Source organism: Janthinobacterium saanense (genome assembly GCF_014200675.1).
Lineage (GTDB): Bacteria > Pseudomonadota > Gammaproteobacteria > Burkholderiales > Burkholderiaceae_D > Janthinobacterium.
Genome location: NZ_JACHCI010000029.1, coordinates 1 through 21,460, shown reverse-complemented (window position 1 = coordinate 21,460; position 21,460 = coordinate 1). Strand labels below are relative to the sequence as shown.

Sequence of the window (21,460 nt, the reverse complement as noted above, 5' to 3'; positions counted from 1 at the left end):
TTCACCAGACTGAGAACAGAAACAACCATGAGCACATTACCACCATGCCCGCAATGCAACTCCGAATTCACCTATGAGGACGGTAATCAGCTGGTATGCCCGGAATGCGCGCATGAATGGTCTGCCACGGCGGGCGAAGCGGTGGAAGAGGGCGCCAGGGTCTACCGCGATGCGGCCGGCAATCTCCTGCAGGATGGCGACACGGTCAGCGTCATCAAGGACTTGAAGCTGAAGGGCGGCGGCGGTGTCGTCAAGATGGGCACCAAGGTCAAGAACATCCGCCTGGTCGATGCCGACCATGATATTGACTGCAAGATCGACGGTTTCGGCTCGATGAGCCTGAAGACCGAGTTCGTCAAGAAGGTTTAAGCCTTTCACCTATCCCCATGCAAATCGATCACCTGCGCCAGCGCCTGCGCGCACTGGGCGCCAAGCCGCTGCACGAGCAGCGCGTGCTGCGCGACTGGATACAGGCCCAATCGCATGACCAGGGCCGGCGCCGCGCCGAAGACTTTTTGCCGCTGCAGGTGCGCGAGGCGTTGCCGGCGCTGGACGCCGAATTGCAGGGCATGCTGAAATTGCTCAGCACCCATCCCGGCGCCGATGGTTCGGCGCGTTTGCTGGTCGGTTTGCACGATGGCCAGACGGTGGAAAGCGTGCTGCTGCCACGCGACGGCCTGTGCGTCTCGAGCCAGGTGGGGTGCGCCGTCGGCTGCCAGTTTTGCATGACGGGCCGTGACGGCTTGATACGGCAAGTCACCAGCGGCGAAATCGTGGCCCAGGTGGTGCTGGCGCGTACCATGCGACCCGTGAAAAAAGTCGTTTTCATGGGCATGGGCGAACCGGCGCATAACCTGAACAATGTGATGGAAGCGATCGACTTGCTGGGTACGGAAGGCAATATCGGCCACAAGAACCTGGTGTTTTCCACTGTCGGCGACCCACGCGCCTTCGAGCGTTTGCCGCAAGGCCGGGTCAAGCCGGCGCTGGCCCTCTCCTTGCACACCACCAAGCGCGAACTGCGCGAACAGCTGCTGCCGCGCGCACCCCGTTTGAGCCCGCAGGAACTGGTCGATTTCGGCGACAGCTATGCGCGCCTGACCGGCTATCCGGTGCAGTATCAATGGACCTTGATGGAAGGCGTCAACGATGGCGAGGACGAGATGGATGGCATCGTCGCGCTCCTGAAGGGCAAGTACGCCGTGCTCAATATGATCCCGTATAACACCATCGACGACCTGCCGTTCCAGCGTCCCAGCTGGGACAAGGCGCGCGCGATTGCTAGCGCCCTGCACGAGCGTGGCGTGCTGACCAAGCTGCGCGATTCGGCCGGGCAGGACGTGGAAGGCGGCTGCGGGCAGTTGCGGGCGCGGGCGGCCAAGGGGCGGAAGGTGATTGAAATTCGTGGGGTTTAATGTGCGCTCTAGCCCCAGAATCAAACCCCGGGGTCGGACCCTGAGGGTCCGACCCCAGCCTTTGCCGTTGGGTTAACCACCACCCAGCAAATCGTTTTCATTCAAAATCGCAAACGCAATTTCCGGGTGCGCCGCCAGGCAGCGGCGCACGGCGGCGGGTATCGCCGCGCGCGTCTTGCGGCACAGGCCGGGCTGCTCCAGCAGCTCAATCTGAAAGCCGCGCATGGTGCGCACTTCATTGCCGCCCGGCGTAATCTGCAACACCACGCCCAGGTTTTGCTGCAGCCGCTGCTGCAGCATCTTCAATTGCGCATGGCTGGCGATGCCCTCGATATGCACCAGCAAGCGCTTTTCTTCCATCTGCGTCAGGCGCAGGATGGCGATATTCGCCTGTGGATCGCCCAGCAGCTCGTCGCGCGCGCAATCGCACAGCTGCGGCGGGCACTCCTTGCGGATTTCAAAATCGGGCACGGGCATGCGGGACTTCCACTGGCCATTGAATGTCAGTCAAGTATCGGCCGGTGCGCGCACGCTGTCAATCAGCGCGGGCAAACGATCAGGCGCCAGCGTATCGCTCCCTGGTCGCTCGTGTGCTGGTGGTGGTTTTGAGGCGGCATGACGTGGCCTTCCGTCGAGACGATTTCATGCGCACAGCCGTCGCAGCGGTAGATGCCGGAATAGGGCACGGCTTCGCCGGGCGAGGTCAGTTCATCGAAACGGGGATGCATGGAGCGTGCCACAAAGCTGGGATTCTTGTAATCGGCCATGGCTTCCTCTGGTAGTGAACGGAGCCTCATTCTGGCATACAACGCCCCGTACCCGCGTCCGCTAGAGGCTGGCGCCAGCCGCCATCTCGCGCACAAACGCATCGGCAAAAGCCGCCACCATGCCGCTGGCTGCGCGCGGCGAGATCAGGGCCACGGTCGATGGCGATTCTTCTTCGGGCAGGTCGAGAAAACGCACGCCGGGTGGCGCGACCAGGCGCATGCTGTCGGGCACGATGGCGATGCCCAGGTTAGCCTCGATCAGGTGCAGCTGCGTGGTCTTGCGCGACAGGGCGCGCGCCGCTTTTGGAAAAAATCCCTGGGCCAGACACATGCCTGCCACCAGATAGCTCAGGCCGCCGCGGTCCTTGTGCGGAATCGAGACGAAGGCTTGATCGCGCAGGGCGGCGATGCTGGTGCGGGTTTGGGCCGCCAATGGCGAATCCTGCGACACGGCCAGCACCAGTTTTTCCTGGTACAGTTCGCGCACGATGATATTGGCATGCTTGCGCAAGGTGGGCAGGCGCACCAGGCCCAGGTCGGCCCGGCCTTCCTCGATGTCGAGCGCCTGGTTTTCCGACGAGTCTTTCGAGATGTCGAGCGACACGCCGGGAAACTGCGCCAGCAATCGATTGAGCAGGGCGCCGATGGCGGGCGTCAGCGTCACGGAACTGGAATGCAAAAAACGGATGATGCCTTGTGCGCCCTGGCCCACGTGGCGTGTCTGGCGCACCGTTTCATCGATATCCTCCAGAATACGCTTGCTGCGTTCATAAAATACCTGGCCGGCCGGCGTCAGCTCGATATGGCGCGCATCGCGTGTCAGCAGCAGTGCTTGCACTGCGTTTTCAAGTTCCTTGATTTGCCGGCTCAGCGCCGACTGGGCGACATACAGTTTTTCCGCCGCCCGCGAATAACTGCCCGCATCGACGATTTCGACAAAATACCGGAACTGTTTGATGGAGATCATTCGTATGCCATTTCGAGATCGTTGACCGCCTTATTTGATATTAGCTTTGCAATGACGTCCACGTTACAGTGGCTTCGTTCGCCATCACTGCAAAGGAAAGACCATGCTGGAATTGATAGCAATATTGGGAGTGCTCGTCAGTATTATCGCAAAACTGATTTTCGTCCAGATCGGATGCGCTGACGAAGGGCGGGAAGATTAACAAGCCAGGGTGGCGACGTAGGGTAGCGCCACGGGCAGCGTCTGCAAGCGGCAATCGAAGATCGCATCGGACCATTCCGCCAGCTGCAAGCCTGCGTACTTGAGCGTCGCCTCACGTGCCGTCCATGCCTGCGCCAGCGCCAATGGGCGTTCGATGGCCGAACAGGCTGCCAGGCTGGCAGCGACCGACGGTCCCAGATAATCGCGGGCCACTATTTCCCAGTCGGGAATCTGCACCACCCGCATCACATCGAGCCCCACCTTGCCATGCAAATGGATGGCGGCCAGCGACAGTCCTTCGTCGTGGCTGATCGACAGGCCCACCGTGTCGCCGGCCAGCAGCAGACTGGGTGCCTGGCCGGGGCTGGACTCTACTGAAATGCTGTCGATATCGATCGACAGCCATTGCGCCGCCGCCTGGCGTACAGCCGATCGTAGCGCTGTGCGCGCTTCCGGGCGGGAGGGCGGGGCGGCGATGGCGATCACCAGCACGCCATCTGCCGACCAGACGATGCTGAACGCCATCAGCTGCGCAGCGGCGCCGCAGGGCAGCCGGCCCAGTTGCTGCCGGCGGGGATGTGTTCGCCCTTCATCACCAGGGTCAAGGGGCCCAGGCGGGCGTTGTCGCCCACTTTGGCGCTGTACAGCACGGAGCTGCGCGGGCCCATGTAGACGCGCTTGCCGATTTCCACGTGGTCGATCTTCATCACGCGGTCTTCGAACAGATGCGTTTGCGGGCAGGTCAGCGCGTTCAATTCGCTGTAGTCGCCGATATGCACGCAATCGAATTCGGTGATATCGGTGGTGTCCATGTAGACGCCACGGCCGATCTTGCAGCCCAGCAGGCGGAAGGCCAGCGGCAGCCATGGCGTGCCGCGCAGATAGCGCATGAAGTTCGGCACGGCGATGCCTTCGTACAGATTCGTCACGCCTTCCGAGACCCATACGAAGGGCGTCCACATGGGCGCCGCATGCTTGCGGTAGCGTCCCATCAGCAGCCATTTGAACAGCACGACGACGAGGAAATTGCCGATGCCGTAAGCGACACCGGCAATTGCCAGGTCGGCTACCACTTCGCCCCAGCGGCCGGCGCCCGCCATCGGCATGATGTCGAGCACCAAGGTGTAGCCGACGGCGATCACCACCGCGTGCGGCGAGATGATGCGGAAGGCTTCGATCAGGCTGCGGCCCAGGCGGCGCAGCGGCGACGGCTTGAAGGTCAGGTGTTCGGCATAACCGCTGACCTGCTCGCGCGCGGGCAGGTGCATCGGCGGGGAGCCCAGCCAGGTGTCGCCGCTCTTCATCTGATCATTGCGCGGCGCGAGCGTGTGCACGCCGATCAGCACGTGTTCGGGCAGCACCGTGCCGTCCGGGATATAACTGCCATTGCCGACAAAGCTGCGGTGCGAAATCACGGTGGCGCGCATGGTCATCCAGCCGCCATCGATGTGTTCATCGCCCAGCATGACGGCGTCGGCGATGAAGGTGTCGTCGCCCAGGGTCAGCATGTCGGGCACCACGCCCAGCGCGGTGGAAATCTCGGCACCCTTGCCGACTTTGGCGCCCAGCAAACGGTACCAGTACGGTGCAAACACGGTGGCGTAAATGCCATGCAAGACGTTCAGGCTCGATTCCTGGATATGGCTGACCAGCCACTTGGCGCAATACACATTGCTGTGCACGGGCGAGCTGCCCGGCTTCAGGCGCGGCATGGCGCCCCAGCGGATGGCGGCCGACAGCAGGGCCGTGAGGATGATCAGCACGCCGCTGGCGGGGAAGGACAGCAGGAAGTAGCGCGCCAGCTGCGTCGTCACGTCGCGGCCCTGCAGCCAGGGCATCATTTCGCGCTCGTCGAACCAGTCGATCAAGACAAAAGTCGGGAACACGGGCATGAAGAACAGCACGGCGATCAAGATCATGCCGAAGCAAAAGAACACGGCTTCGCCCGTCAGGCGCAAGCGCGAGACGGCGGGGCGCGGCCGCTGGCCGGCGATATCGAAGGCGCCGGCGTCGCGCGCGGGCGAACCCGTGTAGATGCGGCCATCCGGCACGCTGGCGCCATCGGCCAGCGCCGACTGGCCTTCCAGGTGGCCGTAAGCGCCTATGCTGGTATTGCCTTCCATGATGGCGTAGGAACTGATGCTGGCATCGTTGCCGATGACGATTTTCCCCAGCAGCAGACGGCCCCGTTCGACGCGGGCGTTTTCAAAATTGACGGCATTGCCCACGCTGACGTTGTCGCCGATTTCCAGCAAATCGTGCGCGCGCAAGGTCATCGAGCCGATCACCACTTCCTTGCCCACTTTGGCGCCCAGTGCGCGCAGCCACCAGCTATTGAGGGAGGAGCCGCTCAGCAGATAAGCGGGCGCCGATTCAACCAGGCGGTCGGCCAGCCACCAGCGGTAATAGGTCAGCCCCCACAGCGGATAATTGCCCGGTTTCAATCGGCCGGCGATCAGCCATTTGCCGCCGATGGCTATGGCAAATTCGGCCAGGGTAGCGAGCAAAAACACGCCGATCGAGGCGGCGATGGCGCGCGCCACCGTGTCGCCAGGGTCGCCCGTGAAAAAGTGATAGGTGAAGAAGGGCGCCATCCATTGCGCCATGCGCAGTGTCACCAGCAGCGGTACGGCGGCCGCTTGCGCGGCGCCGCAGATCCAGCGCCTGGTGTTTGATGGCGGCGTCCAGTCGGCTTCCGGCGTGGCCAGAGCTGGCGCTACACCCAGCACGGCGGCGATCTTGCCGATCTGGCGGTTATGATAAATATCGCGCACCGTCACGTGCGCATAGGCCGGGTTGGCGCGCAGGCTGGACGCCAGGCGCGCAGCCAGGAAGGAGTGGCCGCCCAGGTCCGTAAAGAAATCGGCATGGCGCAGTATCGGCTGGCCAGGGAAGAGCTGCGCCAGCGCCGCGAACAGGGCCGCTTCGGCCGGCGTTTCCGGTAAATCCGATTCGCCTGCCTGGCCAGCCGGCGGGGCCGACAGCGCCATGGCTTTTAAGGCCTTCCGGTCGATCTTGCCGGATGTGAGGCGCGGCATCAGCGGCAGCAGTTCAAAGCGGCCCGGCACCATATACGGCGGCAGATGCAGGTTCAGCGCCGCGCGCAGGGTCCTGGCCGCCAGGGCGTCGCCGGTCGCTTCGTCGCTAGCGACGATATAGGCCACCAGCTGGTCGATGCCGTCATCCTTGCGCAGCAGGACGGCCACCGTGCCCACGCCGGCCTGCTGCGCCAGCACGGCTTCGATTTCGCCTAGCTCCACGCGGAAACCGCGGATCTTGACCTGGTCGTCGGCGCGGCCCAGGCACAGCACCTGGCCGTCGGCATCGATGCGGGCCAGGTCGCCCGTGCGGTACAGACGCGCATCATCATCGCCCACACTCCAGGGATTGGGCAGGAATTTTTCCAGCGTCAGGTCAGGGCGGCCCAGATAGCCTTCGGCCAGGCCGGGGCCGATGATGCACAGCTCGCCCGTCTCGCCGCGTGGAAGCAAGCTCAATGGGCGCACTTCACCCGGTTCGGTGACGGCGATTACCAGCAAGCCATAATTGGGCAGCGGCGTGCCGATGGTGACCGTCTGGCCCGGCTGCAAGCGCGCCAGGCTGCACGACACGGTCGCTTCCGTGGGGCCATAGGTATTGAACATGGCCCGGTCCGGGCGCGACCAGCGCTCGACCAAAGACTCCGGGCACATCTCGCCGCCCAGGTTGATCAGGCGCAGGCTGGGCACCTCTTCGGCGAACAGGGCCAGCAAGGTCGGCACGGCGTGCAGCACGGTGACCTGGTTTGCGGCCAGTGCGCGCGGTAGCGCTTCCGGGTCGCCCGAGATTTCCTTGGGGCCCAGCCACAGGGTGGCGCCCACCAGATAGGCGATCCAGATTTCCTCGAACGACATGTCGAAGGCGACCGAAAAGCCCTGGTAGACGGTGTCGTCCTGGCGCACTTCCAGCACCGCATTTTCGCTGCGCAGGAAGTGGCAGATGCTGCGCTGGCTGATCAGGATGCCTTTCGGCTTGCCGGTGGAACCGGAGGTGTAGATTACATAGGCCGGGTGTTCGGGGCGCACCTCGCCGCGCAGTGGCAAGTCTTCGCCAGGCGCGGCAGGCGCCAGCAGCTTTTCCGCCGTCCATACGGGGCGTTGGACGCCGGCATCGGCCAGGCGCGAGGCGAATGCGGCGCAGCTGACCACGCCAGCGCCATTGGCGTCATCGAGGCATACTTGCAGGCGCTCGACGGGCGTGTCTTCATCGACCGGCAGCCAGGCGGCGCCTGCCTTGGCAATCGCCGCCTGCATCAGCAGCAGATGGGCGCCGCGCGGCAGCCACAGCCCCACGATATCGCCGGGCCGCACGCCGGCGGCGACCAGGCGGCTCGCTGCCAGTCCGGCCTGTGCATCGAGTTCGGCGTAAGTGAGGCGGCGCTCGCCGTCGATCAGGGCGATGTGTTCGGGGCAGCGGCGGGCCGTCGCCTCCAGCAAATCAGCCAGCACTTCGTCGCGCAGCAGGTCGGGCCGCGGTGGACCGTACAGGATGTCCGCGTGGGTGGGCGAGGCAGAAGCTGGGCTGGCTGGGTTGGAATCGTTCATGGGTGATGCTTATTGGTGTCGCTAAAAGGAATCGGGCTGCTTGCGCCAAGTGTTGCGTACGGTGTCGTCGCGTGTCTCCAGCGCAAGCTATACCTTACAGCAAGCGAGGGCTGGTCTGCACGGATTCGCGTGGCGAAACACGGGATTTATATGGCTTTTGGATAATTTTTTTGTCGAATTGCCAGTGCCGGACCCGCCGCACTGATGACAGTATGTAAAACCCGCGATACAGAGTGACGTTGAGTGTGAGATTCAGTGATTTTTCTTGCCGCGCGTTTGACGCAAAATCAGCCAGCTGGCGCTGAAATGGGCCAGACCGCAGACGGCGATGCTGAAGAGGGAAGCGGGCAGTACCTGGCCCCAGATTTCGAACGGCGTATAAGTGCTCCAACTGGCCACGCGCGCGTCAAACGTGATGTAATTTGCCAGCAGCCAGTAGACGGCCAGCAAGCCCGTGCCGATGGCTGCCTGGCGCAGCAGCGGCATGTGCCGGCGTGCGAAGACGGCCAGCAGGAACAATAGCAATACGCCAGGATAAGCGCCCAGCACTTCCGGCGACAGCACGCCCAGCGTGCCCGCATCGTAGCCATAGCTGTCGCCGGGACTGGCCCACTGCACTTGCAGGGTGGTGAGGAAAAGTGTCAGCAGGAAAATCAGTAGCGGCGTGCGGGTCATGGCGGTGCGGGTGTCCAACGATAGCGGTGGCGCATTTTACAGCGGATGGCGCAATCGCATGTCCGCCGCAGTTAACTTGCTCCGCCTTGCCAGGCATCAGCTCAGACGGTGGCTTCCAGCTGCACTTCGCCGATAAAACCTGCGTCATTGACGGCCGACAACAAGTGTTCTTGCGTGGCCAACTGCTCGTCGTATTGCACGGTGGCGTCGTTGTGCGCCAGCGAGACGCTGACAGTGCGTACGCCATCGATCGCTTCCAGGACGCCCGTCAGGGTGTCGGCGCAGCCTTCGTGATCCATGCCGCTAATACTCAGTCGTGCTGTTTGCATCGTTTCTCCTTGCTTTTTATATAAAAAAGCAGTGTAGGCGAGGCTGGGGCATGCCGTCCAGCCGTGCACGGTATTTTTTTACTATTTCACGCTTTCTTGATGCAGATCCATTTGTACGTTCCATCGCATGCGTAAAGCGGGGCCAGGGATCGCGCAGCAGGTTTTCACATTCCATTCGACAAGTTGAGCGGGCTGCGAGATAATGTCTTTCTGATAATTCTGACGACACTGGAACAGGAAACCGTCTGATGCTGCGCCGTCCCTTCCTTGCGCTGTGCTGCACCTGGCCCATGCTGGCCGGCGCTGGCACGCGCATGCCAGCCGTGTCGCCGGGGCGTGCCAATACCCTGATTTATCCGCGCCATCAGGGCGAAGACGATCCCCATCTGGAGTATGTGCTGGCCTTGCTGCAGCTGGCTTTGCTGCGCTCGGGCAAGGCCTATGCCTTGCGCAGTTCCGATCAGCGCATGGTGCAAACGCGTGCCATACGCGAAATTGAATTGGGCACGGGCAGTGTCGATATCGTCTGGACCATGACCAACCGCCTGCGCGAGGCGCAATTGCTGCCGGTGCGCATCCCGCTCGACCGGGGGCTGCTGGGCTGGCGGGTGGCGCTGGTGGGCGCCGCGCAGCCGCAACTGCTGCGCCAGGCGCGCACCCTGGCCGACCTGCGCACGCTGTCGGCGGGGCAGATGCGCGACTGGCCCGACACGGCCATCTTGCAAGACAATGGCTTGCGGGTGGAGACGTCGAGCAATTATGAAGGCTTGTTCCAGCAACTGGCGATAGGGCGCATCGATTATTTCCCCCGCTCCGTGATCGAGGCCGGGCAGGAACTGGCCAGCCATGCGCACTTGCCGCTGGCGATCGATGCCTATCTGGTGATGCGTTACCCTGCGGCCATGTATTTCTTTGTTAGCAAGCAGCGTCCGCAACTGGCGCGCGACCTGGAAACGGGCCTGGAAAAGGCGCTGGCCGACGGCAGTTTCCAGCAATTATTCCTGCAGCACTTCGGAAAAGTCGTCCAGCACCTGAACCTGGGACAACGCCGCGTGCTGGAGTTGCGCAATGCCGGTTTGCCACCGGAAACGCCTTTGCACCGAAAAGAACTATGGTTTAACCCTTCCCATTTTTAGTCTGCCTGTAAAACTATTGATGCGGCTCAAATCTTCGATGTAAATACCCGCACCAGCATTGATCAAACGCAATACGAGTTCAACAGAACATGTGTTGACACGTGGAAAATTTTAATTGAACATGCTCCCACCTTGGTACTCTCTCTTCTGAGCTGTACGGTACCCCTGTTCCCCCCGTATGTGGCCTTTTGCCTGACCTTGTCTAAAAGGTGCGTATGCTTGATATGATCGCGGCGGTATTGCATCAGGTGCCGGAATTGGCCTTGTTCCTGGCCCTGGGCCTGGGCTACGCGGTCGGTCAGATACGTTTTGGTCCCATCCAGCTGGGCGGTGTGTGCGGCACCCTGATCGTGGCGCTGCTGATCGGGCAACTGGGTGTCACCCTCGACGCCAGCGTCAAGAACGTGTTTTTCATGCTGTTCATCTTTGCGCTCGGCTACGCGGGCGGTCCCCAGTTCTTTGCCAACCTGAATGCCAAGGGCTTGCGCCTGGGCATCTTGTGTCTGATCGAAGTGGTGACCGTGCTGGCGCTGGTATTGCTCGCTACCTATTTTCTGGGGCTGGACCAGGGCACGGCAGCCGGCATGATGGCCGGGGCGGCGACCGAATCGGCTGTCGTCGGCACCGCCACGGACGCCATTTCCAAGCTGGCGCTGTCGCCCGAACGCATACACACTTTGCAGGCGAACGTGGTGACGGCGTATTCCATCACCTATATCTTTGGCCTGATCGCCATCGTGATCGTCACCAGCCAGATATTTCCCTTGCTGCTGCGCATCAACCTGCGCGAAGAGGCAGACAAATTGTGGGCGCAAATGGGCGGCGCCGACGCGGATGCCGACGGCTTGCAGGCAACGCCGGAAATGGTCGGCCGCGCTTACCGTATCAGTACAGGGGCAGGGCGCCGCCTCGATTCCTTGCAACACATCTTCGCGGGCCGCGCCAGCATCACGCGCGTGCGCCGCCATGGCAAGGCCTTGCCTTTGACGCCGGACCTGCGTTTGCGCAATAACGATGAAGTACTGGTGATCGGCCACCGGCCCGCGCTGGTGGCGGCCGAGGCGATCCTGGGCCAGGAATTTGCCGACACCAATGGCTTGAACATGGCTGTTTCCGCCATCGAAGTGGTGCTGCAGCAAGCAGCCATGGTGGGCCAGCCCTTGCGCCAGCTGGCCTTGCCGCATGGCGTGCATGTGGCGGCCGTGGTGCGCGGTGAACACAGCATGCCGCCCCTGCCGGACTTGCCGCTGCAAAACAATGACGTGCTGCGCCTGTATGGCGCCAACGAGGGCCAGGAATTGAATAGCGCCATCGCCGCCATCGGCAAGCGCGTGCCCACTGGCGACCGCAGCAACATCGTGTATGCCAGCATCGGCATCGTGCTCGGCGTGTATATCGGTAGTTTTGCCGCCAAGCTGGGCGGCATACCGTTTTCGCTGGGCACCGGTGGCGGCGCCTTGCTGACGGGCCTGGTGTTTGGCTGGTACCAATCGAAAAAGCCGGGGCTGCCCGGCATTCATCCAAGCGCGCTCGACATGCTCAAGGATATCGGCCTGGCGACCTTCATCGCCTGCGTGGGCCTGGCCTCGGGGCCGCAGGCGATCGACCTGATACGCCAGTACGGCGTGTCCTTGCCATTGATGGGGGTGCTGATCGCCGTCATACCCGCCTCGATCTCGCTGTTGGTAGGACACTTTCTGCTGAAGCTGGAGGCGCCGATCTTGCTGGGCGCCATCGCCGGCCAGCAATGCAGCACGCCGGCATTGTCGGCCGTGCAAAACGCAGCCGGCAATTCCACGCCCTTGCTGGGCTACACGATTACGTACGCGATTTCCAATGTGGTGTTGCCTCTGATGGGGCCCTTGATCGTGGCCCTGGCGGGCTCCGTGCATGTCTCTTAGCTGGATCAAAGAGTTTTTTAAAACGAAAGGTGGTTGGCATGGATTGGCTGCACGAACTATTCAAGAAGTCGCCTGAAATTGCCTTGTTTCTGTCGCTGGCGGTGGGTTATTACATCGGCAAGATTCAATTCGGTAAGTTCCAGCTGGGCGGTGTCGCCGGTTCCCTGCTGGTGGCCGTGCTGATCAGCCAGGTGGGCGTGGAGATCGACCCTGGCGTCAAATCGGTGCTGTTTGCGCTATTTATCTACGCGGTCGGTTATGAAAGCGGGCCGCAGTTCTTCAATTCCCTGGGCCGCCAGTCGGTGCGCGAAATCGTCCTGGCGGTGGTGCTGGCGGTGACTGCCCTGTTGACGGTGGTCATCATGGCAAAGATTTTTGGCCTAGACAAGGGCCTGGCGGCCGGCGTGGCGGCGGGCGGCTTGACGCAGTCGGCCATCATCGGCACGGCCGGCGACGCGATTGCCAAGCTGGGCCTGGCGGCCGATGAAGTGGCTCGCCTGCAAGGCAATGTGGCGGTCGGTTATGCCGTCACCTATGTCTTCGGTTCGTTTGGCGCCATCATCGTGTGCATGAATATCCTGCCTAAACTGATGGGGCGCAGCATACGCGAAGATGCGATCAAGGCGGAAACGGCGCTGCAAGCGGGCGTGCAAGTGCTGGGGCCGGGCCAGACGCCGGCCGCGCCTGATTTGATAGGCCGTATCTATTTGGTCGGTGGCGGCGCGGGCCGTACGGTCAGCGAGATTGAAAGCGCCAACCCTGCGGCAGCGATCACGATAGAAAGAGTCAAGCGCAACGGGCAGATCATCGATGTGAGTCCCGACCTGGTGCTGGCGGCCGACGATATCGTGCTGCTGGTGGGCCGGCGCGAAGCCATGCTCAGCGTGTCTTCGCAACTGGGCCGCGAAGTGCATGCCGAGGAAGGCATGGAGCTGGTGATGCAGCGGCGCGAGATGGTGCTGACCAACAAGGCTTATCACAACAAGACGGTGGGCGAAATTCGCAGCGGCACGGCGCCTGGCGTGCGTCACGGCATTTTTGTCGTGCAACTGAGCCGTATGGGGAAAGTATTGCCGCTCCAGCCAGACACCGTGGTGCAGACGGGTGACGTGGTGACGATTTATGGCGCCGAGCAAGACGTCAAGCGGGTGGCGGCCGAAGTCGGCTATATGATCGTGCCCAGCGCCAAGACGGACTTCGTCTACATGGGCGCCGGCCTGGTCGTCGGTTTGCTGCTGGGCTTGCTGGTTGCCCGTATCGGCTCGATACCGCTGACCTTGGGCAGTGGCGGCGGCGTGCTGCTGTCTGGCCTGGTCTTCGGCTGGTTCCGCGCCAAGCGCCAGAGTTTTGGCTGGATGCCGAATGGCGCCGTGCAGATACTGAAAGACCTGGGCCTGGCCGGTTTTGTTGCCGTGGTGGGCCTCACTTCCGGTCTGCAAGCCGTGCAAACCGTGCGCGAACACGGCCTGACCCTGTTTGGCGTGGGCGTGGTGGTGACCATCTTGCCGATGATCTTGACCATGCTGATCGGCCGCTACATTTTGCGCTACGACAACGTGGCCATCTTCGCGGGTGCCTTGTCCGGTTCGCGCAGCGCCAATCCGGCCTTTGGTGAGGTATTGAACGCGGCGCAAAACTCGATTCCCACCGTGCCCTTCGCCATTACCTATGCGCTGGCCAATGTTTTCCTTACCTTGCTGGGCCCGCTCGTGGTGGCCTTTGTCTGAGTTTGCTCTATCCCGCCTCCCTCCGGGAGCGTTCACCAACGATGTTGATAAGGAGTTGTTTCCATGGATTTCAGTAACCCAGCCAAACTTGCCCTGTTGAGCCCATTTGAATTGAAGGATGCGCTGATACAGACGGCCCAGCAAAGCAACCGGCTGATGCTCAATGCAGGTCGCGGCAACCCGAATTTCCTGGCGACCACACCGCGCCACGGCTTTTTCCAGTTCGGCCAGTTCGCCATGACGGAAGCCGAACGTTCCTACGTCTACATGGAAGACGTGGGCGGCTTCCCCACGCGTGAGGGCATCGAGGCGCGCTTCGAGATTTTCGTGCGCCAGCATGCAGGCACGCCGGGCGTGCATTTCATCGAGGCGGCCGTGTCCTATGTGCGTGACCAGCTGGGCTTGAGCGCCGGCGATTTTATCTACGAAATGTGCGAAGCGATACTGGGTTGTAACTATCCCGTGCCCGACCGCATGCTGCGATTGTCAGAGAAAATCGTCGGCCAGTATATCCACCGCGAAATGGTGGGCGACCATCCTTTCGTGGGTCACTTCGACATGTACGCCGTCGAAGGGGGCACGGCCGCCATGACCTATCTGTTTGCCAGCCTGAAATCGAACCATATCATCCAGGAAGGCGATACGATCGCGCTGGGCATGCCCATCTTTACGCCGTATATCGAGATTCCGCAGTTGAACGACTACAAGCTCAACACTGTTTATATTGATGCGCCGCAATCGAACAACTGGCAATTCACGCGCAAGGAACTGGACAAGCTGCTCGACCCCAAGGTCAAGGCTTTCTTCCTGGTCAACCCCAGCAATCCGCCGTCCGTCAAGATCGACGATGAAACGCTGGACTATATCGCCGGCATCGTCAAGCAGCGCCCGGACCTGATCATTTTGACCGATGACGTGTATGGCACCTTTGCCGACAACTTCGTGTCGCTGTTTGCCATGTGTCCGTACAACACCATCCTCGTGTATTCCTTCTCGAAATATTTCGGCGCGACCGGCTGGCGCATGGGCGTGGTGGCCACGCATGAAACCAACGTGCTCGACGACAAGATCGCCAAGCTGCCGGAAACCGTGCGCAAGCAGCTCGATGCGCGCTACCACTCGATCACCACCGAGCCGCGCAAGCTCAAGTTCATCGACCGCCTGGTGGCCGACAGCCGCACCGTGGCGCTGAACCACACGGCCGGCCTGTCCACGCCCGTGCAGGCGCAGATGACCTTGTTCTCGCTGTTTTCGCTGATGGATGAAGAGCAGAAATACAAGCAGTCCATGCAGCGTATCGTGCTGCGCCGCAAGGAAGCGCTATACCGTGAACTGGGCTTGCCGATGGTGCATGACGTCAATTCGGTGCGCTACTACCATTTGCTGGACATGGAATCCTTGTCTGCACAAATGCATGGCGTGGAATTCTCGCAGTGGCTGCTGAAAAAGCTGAAACCGAACGAGGCGCTGTTCCGCCTGGCCGAAGAAACGGGCGTGATCCTGCTGCCGGGCAAAGGTTTTGGCACGACCCACCCGTCGGGCAGGGTGTCGCTGGCCAACCTGAACGAATACGATTACGCCAATATCGGCCGCGCCATCCGTGGCATGGCCTCGGAATTTTTTGCCGTGTTCGAGAAGGAGAAGGGGGGCAAGGTGGCTGCCAAGCCGGCGAAAGCCAAGCCAGCGAAGGCAGTGAAAGCCGGCGGCAAGAAAGGCTGACGCCGGCCAGACTGCTTAGCGGATCTGGTAGGAATCGCCGTTGACCTTCCAGTTCAGCGGCGTATTCAAGTCCAGGTTGCCGTTTTGCAGGAACAGCCGCTGCTGGGTATCGAGGCGGTCGAGGTTGCCAGCATGGTCAGGTTCGCTTTGCATCAGTGCGCGCCGCACGTCGAGGAAGGCGTTCAGATAGGCTGTTTCATTGCCTCCCCTGGATGGCGGCAATGCTTTCAACTGGGCCTGGGCGCGGATGCCCTGGAAACTATTACTCTGGCTATCGGCACCGGGGCCATGCATGACGATGGCGTCGTAATAAATGAATTGGCCCAGGGTGCGCAAGCCATCCTGCTTGGCCAGGCTGACGGCCGGATTGAAGTATTCATTGTCGCGCAGGGTGTTCTGGCTTTGCTGGAACACCGGGTCTTGGGCCGCCTTCTGCCAATCGCTGACGAAATTCGGATCGAGTCCCGCATGCGATGCACTGCCATTGACCTTGCGCAATGCCGGCAGATATGGACTCAGCAGATTGCCCGGCTTGATCTTGTCATAAGCCGTGACCAGTTCCAGCATGTCGCTGGTGCCCGAGGTAAAGCCGATGATGCCGCCCGTATAACCCCGGCCATCGCCGATGTCTTCGATATAGGCGTATTGGGCCTTCCAGTCCAGCGAGGAATTTTCTGAACTCGAGACCAGTTGCATGGCGATTTCTTTTTTTGCCGGCGCGCTCAAGCCGTCCGCCGCAGCGGCGTTTGCATCTGTCTGGCTCGCGACTGTGCTGGAAATCAAGACATTGCCGGCATCGCCGCCGGGCTGTTCTCCGCCGCCGCAAGCGCTTAATGTCATTATGGCAAGTAATACGGCTGCACGGGGCAGGCCAGGATGTGCTGCGAATTTTTGCATGATCAATACCCTATGGTGGTTGAGTGGCGTCTCGTTTTGCCAGCTAAGCTTGGCCTGCGCTCGTTTTGGTACGCCATTGCCGATTTTAATATCATAGGAAACAATTTCCCAAAAGAATTTTTCTTCAGCTTCAGCGCAGCCGTGACGCGTGTGTCCGCATTCCAACAGTGCAGGCCGCCGCGGATATCCGTGGCTATAATTGCCATTGCGAAAGTGCAACAGGTCTGCCGTGCTTTCCCCTCATGTATAGACAGGACACCCCATGGATGTAGCGCCACGCGCAATCATATTGCTGCTGACTCTAGTGTTGCCTGCCGTCGCACAAGGGCAGGCCCAGGCCGGCATGCCGCTGACCTTTAATGAAGCGCTGCAGCAGGCGGCCTCCGCTTCAGGTCAGGTGCAGGGCGCGGTGCTCGATGTGCGCGCCAAGACCCTGAAGGCGGAAGCGCTGTCGAATATCGATGGTCCTTCCGTCGACTTGACGGCGTTTCGCGGCCGCCTGTCGACCGACTTGAATATCGATACCAGCCGTTTGTCAGGCGTGGCCGGCGGCATCGAGTCGGCGCTGCCGGGCTTGCCGATTCCCGAGATACCCAATTCCCTGAACCGCGAAGTGGTCACCAACCTGACCTCCTTCGGCCTGGTCGGCATGTGGCCCGTCTACACGGGCGGGCGGCTCGACGCCGTGAAAGGCCTGGCGTCCGGCATGACCAGGGAAGCGGAAGCCGAACGCATCGAGGCGGAAGAAAAGCTCGCTACCCTGGTGGCGCAGCGCTATTTCCAGTTATTGCTGGCCAAGCGCGTGGTGGCCGTGCGGGCCGAGGTGACGGCCGGTGTGACGGAACACCAGCGCGACGCGGCCAAGCTGGAAAAGGGCGGTCTGATTTCGCGCGCCGAACGCTTGCGCGCCGATGTGGCGCTGGACGGCGCCCGCAGCGATGAGGCCCAGGCACGCAGCGATGAAGAAGTGGCCCAGGTGGCACTCGACCGTTTGCTCGATGCACGCGTGCAAGTGCGGCCTGGCACGCCGCTGTTCGTGAACAGCTTGCCAGTGGGTACCTTGCAATCGTTTATCAGCACGGGCATGCGCGAGAATGCGGCCTGGAAAAAGATCGATAGCAAGCGTTTCCAGACGGAACAGGCTTTGCGTCTGCATGGCAAGGAATACAGCCCCACCGTATTTGCCGTTGGTAACTACAACCTGAACCGGGGTAGCGAAAAACTGGTGCGCTCGAACTGGGCGGTCGGTGTGGTGGTGGCGGTGCCGCTGGTGCACCGCATCAACACCGGCAAGATGATCTCGGCCGCCAAGCTGGACCAGGAGAGGGTGGAAGTGACGGCGCGCCAGGCCGAGCGCGATATTCCCACCCTGATCGAAAAGAACTGGCGCGCGCTGGAAAATGCGCGCATTCAGTTCTTGTCCACGGCCTCGTCGGTGGAACTGGCGCGTGAAAATATCCGTTTGCAATCGGTGGCTTTCAAGCAAGGGCAGGTGACGTCGCTGGAAGTGATCGATGCGCGTTTGAACCTGGCCAGGATCGAGACCCAGCGCGCGCAAACGGCTTACAACTATGTGATGGGCCTGGCGCAACTGCTGGAAGCCACGGGCGAGACGCAACGCCTGGGCAGCCTGGCGGCAGCGGCCGATATTCAATTACCACTGGACAGCACGCCATGAGTACATCCTCTAAAAAACCTTTGTTGCTCATTACAGGCATTGTTGTGCTGGCTTTCGTGGGCTGGGGCTTGTACCAGGCTTTTCAGCCACAGCGGCTGCCCTTGCAGGGCCAGATGGATGCGCAGGAAGTCAATGTCTCGTCGAAAGTGCCGGGCCGGGTGGGCGAACTCTACGTCAAGCTCGGCCAGACAGTGCCGAAAGGGCAGCTGCTGTTCCAGCTGACCAGCCCTGAAGTGGACGCCAAGATCGTCCAGGCTACCGCCGCCTCACAGGCAGCCGACGCGGTGGCCAAAAAGGCCGAAGCGGGCGCCCGCCCCGAGGAAATCCGCGCCGCGAAAGCCAACTGGGAACGCGCGCAGACGGGTGCGGTCATTGCCAGGACGACCTATGAAAGGGTCAATAATATGTTTCTTGAAGGCGTGATTGCGCGCCAGAAACGCGACGAGGCACAGGCGCAATGGCAGGCGGCCGATCAGCTGGCCCAGGCGGCCCGCGCCCAGTACGATATGGCCAACAAGGGCGCCCGTCCGGAAGACAGGACGGCCGCCGCCGCCCAGGCGCGCCAGGTGGGTGCCGTGCTGACGGAAGCGCAGATCGCCTTGTCGGAAACGAAGATTGCCGCGCCCGTCACGGGCCAGGTCAGCAAGATCCAGATACAGCCGGGCGAGCTGGCGCCGCAGGGTTTCCCCGTGATTACCCTGGTCAACCTCGATGATGCCTGGGTCGTGCTGCAGGTGCGCGAGGATGAAATGAGCGCGTTTACCATGGGCAGCACGCACACGGCCAATGTGCCGGCATTAAAACAGCAACTGAGTTTCAAGGTCAGTTCGGTGGCCGTGATGCCCGACTTTGCCACCTGGCGCGCGGCGCGTCCGGGCGGCACCGACTTGCGCACGTTTGAAATCCGCTTGCGCCCGGCCATCAAGGTCGATGGTTTGCGCCCCGGCATGTCGGTTGTGTTTCCGCCGCTCTGATACCCCATGCCTGAGACACCACAGCAGCCAGGGGCGATCACGCGGGAGTGGGCACGCCTGCGTGCCGACTTCTGGGATCTGGGCATGCTCAGCTGGATACCCGTGCTGCTGTGCGGTATCTTGTGGCTGATCTTTTCCGCCGGCATCGCGCGCGACTTGCCGATTGCCGTGATCGACAAGGATAACTCCGCACTGTCGCGCCAGCTGACGCGCTGGCTGGACGCCTCGCCCGGTATCGAGGTACACGAGCAGCTGGCATCGAGCGGGCAAGCCTTGCATTTGCTGCGCGAGCGCAGCGTATTTGGCTACCTGGTGATACCCGGTGATTTTGAAAAGCAATTGCTGGGTGGCCGGCAAGCCACCGTGCAATGGCTGTACAACGCGCAGTTTTCCTCGCATGCGGGCGCCTTGTCGCGCGATGTGCGCACGGTGACGACCACCTTGTCGGCAGGTATAGAGATGACGGCGCGGGCCAAGCAGGGCGTTTCCACCATCCAGGCAGCGGCCCAGTTCGAACCGATACGCACGCAATTAAATAGCTTGTACAACGAGAACATCAGCTATGAAGCGTTTTTGACCCTGGCGCTGATGCCATCCATGCTGCAAATCTTTATCGTGATCGCCGTCGTCACCACCATAGGCCGCGAGTTGCGCGATGGCACGGTGCCGCAATGGTTGATTTCCGCCAAGGGCAGTTGGCTGCGCGCCGTGGCCGCCAAGCTGGTTTTCCCCTTGATGGCCTACACCTTGCTGGCGCTGCTGTACTTGCTGTTCTTTAGCCTGGGGCGCGGCTGGGCCGTGGCGGGCAGTCTGGTGGGGCTGCTCATGAGCATGTTCTTGCTGGTGCTAGCCTATTGCGCCCTGGCCTTGCTGCTGATTGCCGCGACTTTGTCGTTAAGATTGTCGCTGTCGGGCGCTGCCTTTATCACGGCACCGGCTTTCGCGTTTGCTGGCCAGGCCTTTCCCCTGATGGCCATGCCGGCGCCAGCGCGCGCCTGGGCCGAAGCCTTGCCGCTCACGCATTATCTGCAGTTGCAAAGCAAATACTGGCTGGCCGGTGCGCCGTGGCACTATGGTCTGCAGCAAATGCTGATACTGGCTGCGTTCGCCATAGTCTGCGGCGCTTTGGGTCTGTTGCTGCTGGCCCGCCGCGCCAACTTGCCCGCCGCCTGGGGACGCACATGATCTGGACAGCCTTTTTTGCCACCTGGCGCGCCATGCTGACGGACAAGGGCGCGTTGACCCTGCTGTTCGTGGGTGGCGTGCTGTACTCCTTCTTTTATCCGCTGCCCTATGCCAAGGAAATCGTCCAGCGCGTGCCGGTGGCTGTGGTGGACCAGGACCGCAGCGCCATGTCGCGCCAGCTGACCCGTTTTGCCATGGCCCATCCGTCTTTGCACGTGGTGGCCATCACGCCCGAATTGCCTGTGGCGCAGGATTTGTTGTGGAGTAATCAGGTGATGGGTGTGCTGATCATTCCCGAAGGCTTGCAGACCGATGTGCTGGCGGGCCGCGCCGCCCACGCGCAAGTGGCAGGCAATGGCTTGTACTTGATGCTGAACAAGGCGGCCTTGAACGGCTTGGCGGAAGTGGTGGGCACGGTGTCGGCCGGCATCGAACTCAAACGCCTGGGTGCGGTCACGCCATCGGCCATCCAGGCGGGCCAGCAGCGCTCGCCGATAGTCTTTGAGGCCGTGCCCCTGTTCAACGTCACGGAAGGCTATGGCGCGTATGTCGTGCCCGGCGTGGCGACCCTGATCGTGCAGCAGACCTTGCTGATCGGCATGACCATGCTGTTCGGTACCTGGTATCAGCGCAAGCGTTTTCCGCTGGCAGGGCCGCGCACGGTGGGCGGCTATGCTGGCATGCTGCTGGCGTTTGCTTCCGTGGCTTTGCTGAACTGCTGCTATTTCTTTGGTTTCGTATTCTGGTTCCAGGATTACCCGCGTGGCGGCAATTTTGGTGGTTTGCTGTTGTTGTTACTACTGTTTTCGCTCGCCGTAGCGGCGTTCGGCATGCTGCTGGGCATGTTGTTCCGCACGCGAGAGCGGGGCACGCAGTTGATGATCGCCACCTCGATGCCGATCTTGTTCCTGGCCGGCCTGACCTGGCCTGTCTCATCGATGCCCATCGTGCTGCAGTGGCTGCGCTGGCTGCTGCCATCGACGGCCGGCATCCAGGGCTTTATCGCCTTGAACCAGCTGGGTGCGTCGCTGTATGAAATCCGCCATGAAGTAGCGGGGCTGCTGGCCTTGCTGGTTGCTTGCGTGGCGCTGGGCTGCTGGCGCTGGTCCAGGATGGCGCCGCCGCTTGTCGATTTGAACAAGGTGTAACAGAGACGGTATGCAATAATTTCGTTTTCGTAACCCCAGCGAAAGGCTGGGGTCGGACCCTCAGGGTGTTTAGTCGGGAGACATGGGTAACACTTTGTCGGGAGACATAGGTTACACATCGAAGCACCATTTTACGGCGAATCGCGCAAGTTGATTTG

Annotated in this window: 18 protein-coding genes; 10 read left to right on the top strand and 8 right to left on the bottom strand. The window is 61.6% G+C overall.

Annotated features, from left to right (window positions below; all coding sequences use genetic code 11):
• The first annotated feature begins 27 nt into the window (after positions 1-27).
• Both HDE72_RS25880 and HDE72_RS25875 read left to right on the top strand, forming a co-directional pair.
• Positions 28-369, top strand: a complete 342-nt coding sequence (locus tag HDE72_RS25880) for a zinc ribbon domain-containing protein YjdM (RefSeq protein ID WP_183748082.1) — start codon at positions 28-30, stop codon at positions 367-369.
• Between the two features lie 17 nt (positions 370-386).
• On the top strand, positions 387-1,415 hold the full coding sequence (locus HDE72_RS25875) for an RNA methyltransferase (RefSeq protein ID WP_183748080.1): 1,029 nt from the start codon (positions 387-389) through the stop codon (positions 1,413-1,415).
• A gap of 72 nt (positions 1,416-1,487) precedes the next feature.
• Here HDE72_RS25875 and HDE72_RS25870 read toward each other — a convergent pair whose 3' ends face one another.
• The 7 genes from HDE72_RS25870 to HDE72_RS25840 all read right to left on the bottom strand — a co-directional run bounded on the left by HDE72_RS25870 (position 1,488) and on the right by HDE72_RS25840 (position 8,937).
• Entirely contained in the window at positions 1,488-1,892 is a 405-nt protein-coding gene (locus HDE72_RS25870) for a hypothetical protein (RefSeq protein WP_183748078.1), read from the bottom strand.
• 62 nt (positions 1,893-1,954) lie between these two features.
• On the bottom strand, positions 1,955-2,182 hold the full coding sequence (locus HDE72_RS25865; protein ID WP_183748076.1) for a protein L: 228 nt from the start codon (positions 2,180-2,182) through the stop codon (positions 1,955-1,957).
• Positions 2,183-2,243: 61 nt separating this feature from the next.
• Positions 2,244-3,149: a LysR family transcriptional regulator gene (locus HDE72_RS25860; protein WP_183748074.1), complete on the bottom strand. Its 906-nt coding sequence runs from the start codon at positions 3,147-3,149 to the stop codon at positions 2,244-2,246.
• A gap of 198 nt (positions 3,150-3,347) precedes the next feature.
• Positions 3,348-3,875, bottom strand: coding sequence for a 4'-phosphopantetheinyl transferase family protein (locus HDE72_RS25855; protein WP_183748072.1), 528 nt, complete (start codon positions 3,873-3,875; stop codon positions 3,348-3,350).
• Complete coding sequence (locus HDE72_RS25850) at positions 3,875-7,933, bottom strand: Pls/PosA family non-ribosomal peptide synthetase (protein ID WP_183748070.1); 4,059 nt, start codon at positions 7,931-7,933, stop codon at positions 3,875-3,877. The genes HDE72_RS25855 and HDE72_RS25850 overlap by 1 nt, the downstream gene beginning before the upstream one ends.
• A gap of 252 nt (positions 7,934-8,185) precedes the next feature.
• Positions 8,186-8,608, bottom strand: coding sequence for a hypothetical protein (locus HDE72_RS25845; protein ID WP_183759341.1), 423 nt, complete (start codon positions 8,606-8,608; stop codon positions 8,186-8,188).
• A 101-nt stretch (positions 8,609-8,709) separates the two neighbouring features.
• Complete coding sequence (locus HDE72_RS25840; RefSeq protein WP_183748066.1) at positions 8,710-8,937, bottom strand: heavy-metal-associated domain-containing protein; 228 nt, start codon at positions 8,935-8,937, stop codon at positions 8,710-8,712.
• A gap of 248 nt (positions 8,938-9,185) precedes the next feature.
• Between HDE72_RS25840 and HDE72_RS25835 the strand changes: the two genes are divergently transcribed.
• The 4 genes from HDE72_RS25835 (at position 9,186) to HDE72_RS25820 (ending at position 15,420) form a co-directional block, all read left to right on the top strand.
• Positions 9,186-10,073 (top strand): substrate-binding periplasmic protein, encoded by an 888-nt coding sequence (locus HDE72_RS25835; RefSeq protein ID WP_183748064.1) that lies wholly within the window; start codon positions 9,186-9,188, stop codon positions 10,071-10,073.
• Positions 10,074-10,288: 215 nt separating this feature from the next.
• Entirely contained in the window at positions 10,289-11,974 is a 1,686-nt protein-coding gene (gene aspT / locus HDE72_RS25830) for an aspartate-alanine antiporter (protein WP_311735288.1), read from the top strand.
• 38 nt (positions 11,975-12,012) lie between these two features.
• Complete coding sequence (aspT, locus tag HDE72_RS25825; RefSeq protein ID WP_183748062.1) at positions 12,013-13,701, top strand: aspartate-alanine antiporter; 1,689 nt, start codon at positions 12,013-12,015, stop codon at positions 13,699-13,701.
• Between the two features lie 63 nt (positions 13,702-13,764).
• Complete coding sequence (locus HDE72_RS25820; RefSeq protein WP_183748060.1) at positions 13,765-15,420, top strand: bifunctional aspartate transaminase/aspartate 4-decarboxylase; 1,656 nt, start codon at positions 13,765-13,767, stop codon at positions 15,418-15,420.
• 15 nt (positions 15,421-15,435) lie between these two features.
• Here HDE72_RS25820 and HDE72_RS25815 read toward each other — a convergent pair whose 3' ends face one another.
• A complete protein-coding gene (locus tag HDE72_RS25815) occupies positions 15,436-16,317 on the bottom strand; it encodes a chitosanase (RefSeq protein ID WP_311735287.1) in 882 nt (293 codons plus the stop codon).
• Between the two features lie 262 nt (positions 16,318-16,579).
• Between HDE72_RS25815 and HDE72_RS25810 the strand changes: the two genes are divergently transcribed.
• The 4 genes from HDE72_RS25810 to HDE72_RS25795 are packed head-to-tail and all read left to right on the top strand — an operon-like array spanning position 16,580 to position 21,302.
• Positions 16,580-17,995 carry a TolC family protein gene (locus HDE72_RS25810; RefSeq protein WP_183748058.1) on the top strand — a complete coding sequence of 472 codons (1,416 nt, stop codon included), beginning with the start codon at positions 16,580-16,582 and terminating at the stop codon, positions 17,993-17,995.
• A complete protein-coding gene (locus HDE72_RS25805) occupies positions 17,992-18,969 on the top strand; it encodes an HlyD family secretion protein (protein ID WP_183748056.1) in 978 nt (325 codons plus the stop codon). The genes HDE72_RS25810 and HDE72_RS25805 overlap by 4 nt, the downstream gene beginning before the upstream one ends.
• Before the next feature lie 6 nt (positions 18,970-18,975).
• On the top strand, positions 18,976-20,154 hold the full coding sequence (locus tag HDE72_RS25800; RefSeq protein ID WP_183748054.1) for an ABC transporter permease: 1,179 nt from the start codon (positions 18,976-18,978) through the stop codon (positions 20,152-20,154).
• Positions 20,151-21,302, top strand: a complete 1,152-nt coding sequence (locus HDE72_RS25795) for an ABC transporter permease (RefSeq protein WP_183748052.1) — start codon at positions 20,151-20,153, stop codon at positions 21,300-21,302. Before HDE72_RS25800 ends, HDE72_RS25795 begins: the two co-directional genes overlap by 4 nt.
• The last annotated feature ends 158 nt before the right edge of the window (positions 21,303-21,460 follow it).